The organism is Amphibacillus jilinensis Y1 (assembly GCF_000306965.1).
GTDB classification, from domain to species: Bacteria; Bacillota; Bacilli; order Bacillales; family Amphibacillaceae; genus Amphibacillus_C; species Amphibacillus_C jilinensis.
This window is the reverse complement of the sequence record NZ_JH976448.1, coordinates 264-8,629: the sequence shown is the minus strand read 5'-3', so window position 1 is coordinate 8,629 and position 8,366 is coordinate 264. Positions and strand designations below refer to the sequence as shown.

General features: G+C 35.2%; 14 protein-coding genes and 1 pseudogene. 12 read left to right on the top strand and 3 right to left on the bottom strand.

Annotation, left to right across the window (positions count from 1 at the left end):
- From B494_RS19810 to B494_RS0118605, 4 genes and pseudogenes are all read left to right on the top strand, one after another.
- Positions 1-536, top strand: a 536-nt coding sequence (locus B494_RS19810) for a zonular occludens toxin domain-containing protein (protein ID WP_017473876.1), incomplete at its 5' end; no start/stop codon positions are given.
- Positions 505-849 (top strand): hypothetical protein, encoded by a 345-nt coding sequence (locus tag B494_RS0118615; protein ID WP_017473875.1) that lies wholly within the window; start codon positions 505-507, stop codon positions 847-849. The genes B494_RS19810 and B494_RS0118615, both read left to right, overlap by 32 nt.
- 271 nt (positions 850-1,120) lie before the next feature.
- Positions 1,121-1,504, top strand: a pseudogene (locus B494_RS21780) (C40 family peptidase); the annotation flags it as partial.
- A gap of 68 nt (positions 1,505-1,572) precedes the next feature.
- Positions 1,573-1,935, top strand: a complete 363-nt coding sequence (locus B494_RS0118605) for a hypothetical protein (protein WP_017473873.1) — start codon at positions 1,573-1,575, stop codon at positions 1,933-1,935.
- Between the two features lie 33 nt (positions 1,936-1,968).
- On the opposite strand, the gene B494_RS0118600 is transcribed toward B494_RS0118605, so the two are convergent.
- Positions 1,969-2,517 (bottom strand): recombinase family protein, encoded by a 549-nt coding sequence (locus B494_RS0118600; protein WP_017473872.1) that lies wholly within the window; start codon positions 2,515-2,517, stop codon positions 1,969-1,971.
- Between the two features lie 210 nt (positions 2,518-2,727).
- Between B494_RS0118600 and B494_RS21770 the strand changes: the two genes are divergently transcribed.
- Complete coding sequence (locus B494_RS21770) at positions 2,728-2,814, top strand: putative holin-like toxin (RefSeq protein ID WP_420884355.1); 87 nt, start codon at positions 2,728-2,730, stop codon at positions 2,812-2,814.
- Between the two features lie 202 nt (positions 2,815-3,016).
- Here the strand turns inward: B494_RS21770 and B494_RS0118590 are convergent, their stop codons facing one another.
- The gene (locus B494_RS0118590) at positions 3,017-3,595 is read right to left on the bottom strand and encodes a DUF5626 family protein (protein WP_017473871.1); all 579 of its coding nucleotides are present in this window, start codon (positions 3,593-3,595) and stop codon (positions 3,017-3,019) included.
- A 211-nt stretch (positions 3,596-3,806) separates the two neighbouring features.
- Here B494_RS0118590 and B494_RS20740 point away from each other — a divergent pair, with 211 nt between their 5' ends.
- The gene (locus tag B494_RS20740) at positions 3,807-3,992 is read left to right on the top strand and encodes a PspC domain-containing protein (RefSeq protein ID WP_083855826.1); all 186 of its coding nucleotides are present in this window, start codon (positions 3,807-3,809) and stop codon (positions 3,990-3,992) included.
- Between the two features lie 44 nt (positions 3,993-4,036).
- On the opposite strand, the gene B494_RS0118585 is transcribed toward B494_RS20740, so the two are convergent.
- Positions 4,037-4,546: a MerR family transcriptional regulator gene (locus B494_RS0118585; protein ID WP_017473870.1), complete on the bottom strand. Its 510-nt coding sequence runs from the start codon at positions 4,544-4,546 to the stop codon at positions 4,037-4,039.
- A gap of 523 nt (positions 4,547-5,069) precedes the next feature.
- Between B494_RS0118585 and B494_RS0118580 the strand changes: the two genes are divergently transcribed.
- From B494_RS0118580 to B494_RS21230, 6 genes are all read left to right on the top strand, one after another.
- Positions 5,070-5,315, top strand: coding sequence for a hypothetical protein (locus B494_RS0118580; protein ID WP_017473869.1), 246 nt, complete (start codon positions 5,070-5,072; stop codon positions 5,313-5,315).
- A gap of 252 nt (positions 5,316-5,567) precedes the next feature.
- On the top strand, positions 5,568-6,503 hold the full coding sequence (locus tag B494_RS20325) for a hypothetical protein (protein WP_017473868.1): 936 nt from the start codon (positions 5,568-5,570) through the stop codon (positions 6,501-6,503).
- Positions 6,496-6,705, top strand: coding sequence for a hypothetical protein (locus B494_RS0118570; RefSeq protein ID WP_017473867.1), 210 nt, complete (start codon positions 6,496-6,498; stop codon positions 6,703-6,705). Before B494_RS20325 ends, B494_RS0118570 begins: the two co-directional genes overlap by 8 nt.
- Before the next feature lie 37 nt (positions 6,706-6,742).
- Positions 6,743-7,051: a hypothetical protein gene (locus tag B494_RS0118565; protein WP_017473866.1), complete on the top strand. Its 309-nt coding sequence runs from the start codon at positions 6,743-6,745 to the stop codon at positions 7,049-7,051.
- Positions 7,052-7,066: 15 nt separating this feature from the next.
- The gene (locus B494_RS0118560; protein ID WP_017473865.1) at positions 7,067-7,297 is read left to right on the top strand and encodes a hypothetical protein; all 231 of its coding nucleotides are present in this window, start codon (positions 7,067-7,069) and stop codon (positions 7,295-7,297) included.
- A 663-nt stretch (positions 7,298-7,960) separates the two neighbouring features.
- Positions 7,961-8,140 (top strand): hypothetical protein, encoded by a 180-nt coding sequence (locus B494_RS21230; RefSeq protein ID WP_017473863.1) that lies wholly within the window; start codon positions 7,961-7,963, stop codon positions 8,138-8,140.
- The last annotated feature ends 226 nt before the right edge of the window (positions 8,141-8,366 follow it).

Sequence of the window (8,366 nt, the reverse complement as noted above, 5' to 3'; positions counted from 1 at the left end):
TTGAATTATTTTCAAATTATGAACTTGCTGACAGCTATCCCATGACACATTACACAGACTGGTATCGTGTTGCTGAATCTCAAGGTAGCATAATTTGTTGGGACGAATCGCAAATGGCTTTCAGTAACCGTAAATGGAGCCGATATGGACAAGGTATAGCGACAGAGGTACTAATGTTTACGCGCAAAATGAAATCAATACAACTTTATTGTAGCCCATCTATAAATAACGTTGACAGTCGGATTAGAGATATTATCGAGGTTCTTGTCACCACTAGAAAAATAGGTAACAAAGGCTTTCAATTGCATTTTATGGATTATCAAACAAAGCAATTTATGCATACACAATTCATTCCTATGTTTAAGGCTAAAAAGATATTTAAAATGCAACTATATGATACTTATAACATGGTACACGGCTTCCCTTTGCCAGGGACAGAAAGGGAAGGAGACGAATTTTTTAGCACATTAAACGAAATCCATAATAGATCAAGGGGGAAGAATCGTGAATTTAGAGAACGTGTCACTGGTTCCTAAGAATTATAAAGAAAAAGACCCTAGACCACTAACGTATTTAAACCCAACAACAATAAATATCGTTAGCTACACAAAGAGTGTCAACACATTTAATTATTACCAACTACTTGATCTTGCTGAAGACTTAGCAAAGCGACAGGGATTTATATTGTTACCCTGGTCATGCATACATTGGAATCGAGCGAAGCTTTATAGCAAAGATAGAAAAGTTAAAGTAGGTAGAAAAACGTTCTTTATGATGAAACCAGGAGAGCTTACAAAATTAGAAGAACAAAAATTATTAGACTATATTGACGGTGTTTCAAATGTTTAAAAAAATAATTTTGGTCAGTGCTGCTTTTTTATCTTTTTTATCAATAACGACAAAAGCCGATAGGCTAGAAACCTATGAGCAAGAGCTTGCAGTTATTAAAGAGCAAGTAGAAAATGCAAGTGACAGGAAAGAGATCATAACAATCAAAAGACAAGAAACAGATTTAACAAAGATCATTAGAGCCTACCGTATTGCAAACACATTAGATAATCAAAGCGATCAACTAAATAATGAAACTTATTCTTTTAATTCTGATGATGATGTTCCTACCGTTGTTACCGTTGGTGAACAGTGGATAGGTAACAGCACATACGGTTTTGGTGCTGGTCGTAATGAGTTTGACATAGCGCAAGGGTTGTTTGATTGCTCTAGCTTTGTTCATTGGGCTTTTAAACAGGTTGGCATTAGGCTTGGTGATCGGACAAGCGTTACAACCGATACACTAAAAACCCTGGGCACTTCAGTTAGTCCAGATGATGTACAGCCAGGTGATTTAGTTTTCTTTGACACATATAAAATTGATGGACATGTTGGTATTTACGCTGGTGATGGGAAGTTTATTGGCTCACAGAGTTCAACAGGTGTTGCTTATGAGGATATGACAACAGGGTACTGGCTAGAGAGATTTAATGGAAGGGTGAGACGTATTGATTAATTGATTAGAAAAAAAGGGTTGCATATTCAGTGCCCACATATTATAATAGTAATTAAAGGGGTGTTTATATGAAAAAGATAATTGAACGTTATAAGGTTATAAACGAGAAGTGGACAAGTGGTTCAGAGAAGATAGATAGAAAGCTAGAAAAATTTCAGCCGATTGTTAGTGCATTGGAGATCATCGCAAGTCTAGTATTGGGGTTCTTCTTGTTTCACAATCTATTGTTTAAAATTACAGGAACCCGATACTTTGCAGACACAATTCAATCGTTATCAGAACAGCAGGATTTGCTAGAACAAAAATTTTATGGTTTAAGTGCTTTGCTTTTCCTGTCGGGTTTATTACCGTTTCTCATGATAAGAATAAATGGGTTTCTCCTTAATAAAATAGACAAGAAAATGAAAAAGACAAAAACAAGCACCGTTTAAGAGGTGCTTGTTTTTGTTATAGTGCTTATAATCCTAACGTTTCCTTTTTTCTCGTGTTAGCGTGCTAATACTGATACCTGTCAAGCGCTCAACCTCTTTATAACTGTTATCCTCTAAAAGCTTTAGAGCATGCTCTATTTGCTTCTTACCGTACTTTTTCGGTCGCCCTTCCCTAAAATCGCCACGCTGTTTAGCGAGAGTCTTCCCCTCTTGTGTACGTTCTACAATCATATCCCTTTCAAACTCGGCAAAGGCACTTAATATATTAAAAATGAGCCTTCCTGTCGGTGTATTTTCCACTAATCCCATATTTAAGACATGCACCTTTACGCCACGATTGAAAAGCTCTTTAATCGTGGCGATAGCGTCTGCTGTCGATCGAGCGAAACGATCGAGCTTAGTAACAACAAGCGTGTCACCTTCCTTTAATTCCTGGATCAATTCACCAAATGCAGGGCGCTCTTTTTTTGTGCCGGTTATTTTATCCTGGTAAACCTTTTTGCATCCCTCTTTTTTCAATGTATCTATTTGTGTTTGCAAGTCCTGTCCTGCTGTCGATACCCTAGCATAACCGTATTTCATCGTTTGACATCACACCTTTATTGAACATTAGTTTTGACCATCATTATAAGCTGATCTTACCACACTACAAAAAAATAGTCAAAACTTAAAAGTTTTGACTAAAAAACATGGTTAAATATACTAATTTATGCTATACTCTTAATTAATAGATTTGCTAACTCATAGGTGGTCAGTACTCACCCCACAAGCAAGGAAGGGGGGTGGTGCTGTATGATGACGGTATATGAAACGTTAATGATTACATTTACTTTCGCCGGATTAGTTATTGCAGTGCTGTCTTTTAAGCACAAAAAATAATCCACCCTATGAGTTGACGGCTCTAGGCGGATTATTATAACATTCGCAGTGCTGATCCCTTTGAAGGGTGCATTTCTATTATGCTGTTAGTGTTAGCGCACTGACAGCTTTTATTATTTACAAATATCGTATTGATAATACTTATTATAAACGTTATTAATAATAATTGCAATTTTGCAAGTGTTTTATAAATTGCTTTTTTTTACTTTATACCTTTGGCAATTGCGAATGGTTTTCCAGATATGTGGAGTTGTATGCCACTAACTCTAGATGTTAATCGTAAACCAACAGTTCCTGTTCCCATTATGTCAATGCTTCCTGTATACTCAGCCAGCTTTTTACTCCAAGTAAACTTGCGATTTTTTTCAGAAAAAACGGTATTAACCTTAAGTCCATAGACATTAGTAAATCCGTATGCACTAATATTCTCACTACTTCGTTTTACTGTAACATGATACTCCATACTAGCTACCGCAGTATTCCAGTAAACTCTATAAGTCCTAGATCTTCCAGCAGGTATTATTTTACTTTTCTGAATAGTCATCTCTGGTTCTTCTAAAATAACTGGTTCTAAACCCATTACCCATTCTTCTCCATCTTCTCCGATGAATTTTTGTTCTTGAACTTCCGTTGATTCAAGGTCAAGGTCAAATTCAACTTCAAATTCTTCGGGGATTTCAGAAGATTCATCCTCTAAATTCAACTCACTAGCAAATGCAACATTTCCTAAAAATAGTAGAGACATTAAAGCGCCAAAACATACAGCTAAATACTTTTTCATGTATTAATCAACCTTTCATTTAGAATTATATTACAAATACGATACTAAACTAATAAATCCCATTAATCAATGTTTTTCCAAAAAAGTATATATTGTTAAAAATTTTATATATAATTATCCATAGTAATTTTATTTGTAAAAAGTGGTTATTTATAATAATATAATATTTAAAATATGTTTTATAGCCCTGAAATTGGAAAGAGGTGTAGCCTTGAGCAGAAGAAAGTTAGATGTATCACTCGATGATAAAGTTATAAGTGGCGTCTGTGGTGGCATAGCCGAATACTTAGGCATATCGTCTTTTGTAGTAAGGTTGATTTTTTTTATCACTACCCCTGGTAGTTTACCTGTATATGTGATTTTAGCAATTTATTTTAATAGAGGTTACATCTTTTAAAATCAGCCCATGATCATGGGCTGATTTTTCATTATTATTAAAAACTATTTCCAAAACTCCCACCACATCTTGTTTTTTTCTTGCATTTCTATCTTTCGTTGTTCCTGCATATCGTTCATGACTCGCATTAGCTTTTGGTCTCTTTCTTCCAGGTGCTTATTTATGAACTCTTGCTGTTTATCAAGCCGATCAATTAGAGTTTTGTTAAATTCCTCTTGACGTTCTATATATTTCTCCATATCGTTTTTAGTATCGCCTGTCTGTATCGCCGTATCGCTTATGCGATATGACAGGTTATATTGTTGTAATTCCGCCACTTTTTCAGCTGATTCAGCAACTGACTTCCCTTGATTTCGTAGCACCTGTAAATAAGCTAGAGCTTGCAGATCATCAGCATAAAAAATCCGCCAATTCGATTCGTTTTTTTCAAACTTATATCCTTTTTCCTCTAGTTCCTGTGTGTATTTTCTGACCGTTACCGTTTTAATGCCTAAACGCTCAGCGACTTCTTTTGTTGCATAGATACTCTCTTTTTTATTAATATCGTTATCCATATAGCTACACCATCCAATACAATTATATTAAAAACATTTATATAAACTTAGAAATATATTGATTTAATAATATTATACACCACAATACAATACATTTTTTTAAAAAAATATGTCATAGCCTCAAATTTGTGTTAAATTAGTAAGTAAGTAAATTCTACTAAAAAAATAAACCATGCTGATCGCAAGGTTTAATTGAATACCAGTATTATTTTGTTAAATTTGTGCAACATGCCTGGGCGTGCTACCAACACCCCCAAGCGTGAAGGCTTCAACCCAAGCCTTGCACAAGGAAACACAGCGTACTGCTTCCCTCTTTGCACAAAGGTTATTTTATCATGTTTTAAGTAACCTTGTATACTTTGTAAACAAGGAAAGTGTTGGCAAGCGACAGTGTGCAGAATAGTACATAACGTGGGTGATTATTCTTAGTTAAAAAACTAGGAATGATTGCCCATTTTTTATTTTCATGGTAGAATTCAATTTAAAAATAAGAACGCACGTTCGTAAAAAGGAGGGGTTTTTATTGTGGGTGTCAAAGGTGAATTCACGAGGTAGGAAATACTTTTATTTATCTGTTTACGACAGCGCACAAAAACGAAAGGAAAAACATGTATTTTCATTAGGTAGACGAAAAGAGGCGGTCGAACAGATGCGAGAATGGCTTTACTCGCATAACGTACCACCTTTTTTAGAGGATTTAGGCTGTAATATGTCGAAAGTTAAAGGGTGGGTACGGAGATTAGAAGAGAAGGAATTGCAAGTAATGTGAAATTTAGGGTTGATTTATCAGTGCCCACTGTTTACAATAATAAATAAGAGCTGTCATTTTGGCTGAAATGACAGCTCCGACCCAGCAAGTGGGTTCGTTGCACAAAAGCGTACAAAAGTGCACAAAAGAAATACCGTAAAAAGCAATAGGACAAAAGCTTTTAGGTAATTTAGTTACCTTTATTCTAACGGTATTTCTCCTTTTGTGCAACGTTAAAACTTGCCAAAACTACAATTTTAGGAGGAATAAGTTATGGCTTATGTAAGAACAACAAAAAGAGAGAATCCTTTTGTTCAATTGGACAAAGAATTTATAGGTACTGGAGATATGTCTTTAAAGGCAACAGGTTTGTTAACGTACATACTATCTAAACCGGACGGATGGCAAATAAGAATGAAAGATATAGAAAAAAGATTTACTGATGGGGCTGATTCAATTAGAACATCTATGAATGAGCTTGTTAAGAACGGATATGTAAATAAGTATCGTGAAAGAAAAGAGAATGGAACCTTTGGAGATTATGTCTATGAAGTGTATGAAAGACCTGAATTTAACCCTGAATGGGAAAATCCAATTCAGGATGAATCACCTAAACGGGATTTTCCCAAACAGGATAAACCTGTTCGGGAAAAACCTGTTCAGGAAAATCCCGTCTATAGTAATAATGATCTCAGTGATATTGATTTTAATAATATTAACTTAAGTAATATTAAACAGTATCTATCTATCAAGTTAAGTGAAACCAATTTAAATTTATTTGTTCAAAAAAGGCTAATGAAAAAAGACATGATAGATCGATTGATGCTCCATTCGGAAAATTTGTCTATCAATCTAGAAAAAATCCTACAAAGTATAGACGATCTTTACAATGACTTCAAAGAGTTGCTAACAGTTGAACAATTCACTAGTTGTTTGGTAGATTCGCTGAACGGGAATATAGCTAAAAATCCAAAAGAGTACGTCAGAAGCTCTCTAAACAAAAAAATAGACGCAATGCACACAAAAAAAGCAAAAGCTCCAGAAACGGCTAAAAAGAGCAAATTGGATAACCCTGAATGGTTTAATAAACAAAAACAAGAACGAGCTAAAAAAGCAAAAACTGAACAGAATAAGCAAGATAGTGATGTGGACGCTGCCAAACTCTTGAACGACTTCATTGCTAAAAAGGAAGTGTCATCAAATGGCTAAGTTGATAATCTATCGAGATAAGCAAGGTGATTATATTTTAGAACGTGTCAATCAGTTTGATCATTCCACAAGACATTGTTTTGCCACAGTTGAGGGTCTGAAAGACAGATTAGAATATTATAAAAGTATTGGTTTATTAGATACTCATGACCTTATCTTTGATGAGGATTGTAAGGTTCATATTCAGCACCTACAAAACTAATTTATGGAAGGTGGGTGCTAAAAAGGAGGAAACTAGAATGACCACGAAAAAAACACCTGGATTTTTGAGCGTGTCAACTTCGCGCGGATATAAATATGTGCAACTACGTAGATCGGTAGAGGTCGGAAAAAATGAGAAAACAGGAAAGAGACTAATCAAAAAGATAGTGCTACATACGTTTGGGAATTATGAAAAATCACTAGAAAGCATGTACGGATGGCTTAACAATCCCGAAACCTTCCCCGAAAAGTTGATTGATCTTGGTTATGATCTGGACGATCTGCAAGACTGGATTATGACATTAGAGACAAAAAAGACGAAAACGGGTAAAGATTTTACGATATGAAAAGGTGGTTTTTGTATGTATCACGACTATGAATTCACAAGTAAATATGTTTTGAAAGCAATAGGTGTCGGCTCTATAGTTGTTGCTTTACTAGCGTTGATAGGTTTTTTAATATTTTTCTTCCCTGTGATCGGAAAAGTTGCACTTTTTGTTGGACTTGGAGTAATTGTAGGCTTTTTAATATGCATGATCTTCTTTCGGATCGGATTTATGATTCTTGGACCTCCAGAAAATGAGGACGAATAGTTGTGTTGGGAGACGAAGTATTTTGTTTATTTTATTTTGAAATGTTTGCTTTTTGGTCTTGCCGGTTTTTTAATTCCTTTTGCTGTCCTCCATGCAATGAAATTATGGGTTATCGCAATGGAATATTTAATTGTTTTTTTTATTTAATGTCGCCACAAGCTGTTATGACGCAACTATCTTTTTAGTTGTGCATGACAGCCTTTTTGTGTCCTCAAACGTGCTGTTTTTAAATATATAAATATATATATTAAATTTTGCACGCTAAATAGATCGATTCAGTTAGCTAATGTGTGTTATGTATTATTAAAATCAATGAGACACCAGGGTGAAAAAACGAGCGAAATTGAAAATCGAGCCGATATGAATGTTTTGTGGTAAATGCTGAATGTTTTGTGTGTTTTGGGGTTTACAGGCGATATAAAGGGGGTGTAATCTAGGACGTAAGCAATAGGACAAACGAATAAAGTTGCAGTCCACAAAAGTGTTGGTAGCACTATTGTAGGATTACCAGGTAAGAACGTACCAGGCAACCGATTAGATCACTGCAACTAGGATAAGTATAGCTTATTTTAGTTTATATTAAAAGTGGATAAGGCTTGCTATGTTTACAACCTGTAAATATAGCAAGCCTTATTTGTTTTATTGCAATGGGAAGGTGATAGCGTGGAAAACGATACTGATGTAGTTGTTCCTGTCGATGTTAGGGAAATGTCTATTTTTGAAAGTGATATAGGCGAGATACATGTTATCCACGAAATTACATTAGGTGACTTAATGGTATCGACTGCTTTGGTGGCTATGATTGTTTTCATGTTAATAGCTAGAGTGTCCAGGAGGGATTAACTTTGTATGAAGTTGTTGACTTTTCCAAGACTGAAATTGTCACAGTATTTGTTGTTTTTGTATCAGCAAGCCTGTTGATCTTCCCACTAGCGCAACTAATCTTAACAGCTGTCGAGAGGGGAACGGAAAAATGGAGATAGGCGGTCTAATGGCTGAAGCTTTTAAAATTTTTTTAGGCAACCCCGACATTATGGCTGTATTGATTAGTTGGTCGGTTTTCATCGGC

What these genes read in the sequence shown, in the direction of transcription:
- B494_RS0118605 (WP_017473873.1), top strand. Translation starts at nt 1,573, where the DNA reads ATGAAAAAGATAATTGAACGTTATAAGGTTATAAACGAGAAGTGGACA.
- B494_RS0118600 (WP_017473872.1), bottom strand. Translation starts at nt 2,517, where the DNA reads ATGAAATACGGTTATGCTAGGGTATCGACAGCAGGACAGGACTTGCAA.
- B494_RS21770 (WP_420884355.1), top strand. Translation starts at nt 2,728, where the DNA reads ATGATGACGGTATATGAAACGTTAATGATTACATTTACTTTCGCCGGA.
- B494_RS0118590 (WP_017473871.1), bottom strand. Translation starts at nt 3,595, where the DNA reads ATGAAAAAGTATTTAGCTGTATGTTTTGGCGCTTTAATGTCTCTACTA.
- B494_RS0118585 (WP_017473870.1), bottom strand. Translation starts at nt 4,546, where the DNA reads ATGGATAACGATATTAATAAAAAAGAGAGTATCTATGCAACAAAAGAA.
- B494_RS20325 (WP_017473868.1), top strand. Translation starts at nt 5,568, where the DNA reads ATGGCTTATGTAAGAACAACAAAAAGAGAGAATCCTTTTGTTCAATTG.
- B494_RS0118570 (WP_017473867.1), top strand. Translation starts at nt 6,496, where the DNA reads ATGGCTAAGTTGATAATCTATCGAGATAAGCAAGGTGATTATATTTTA.
- B494_RS0118565 (WP_017473866.1), top strand. Translation starts at nt 6,743, where the DNA reads ATGACCACGAAAAAAACACCTGGATTTTTGAGCGTGTCAACTTCGCGC.
- B494_RS0118560 (WP_017473865.1), top strand. Translation starts at nt 7,067, where the DNA reads ATGTATCACGACTATGAATTCACAAGTAAATATGTTTTGAAAGCAATA.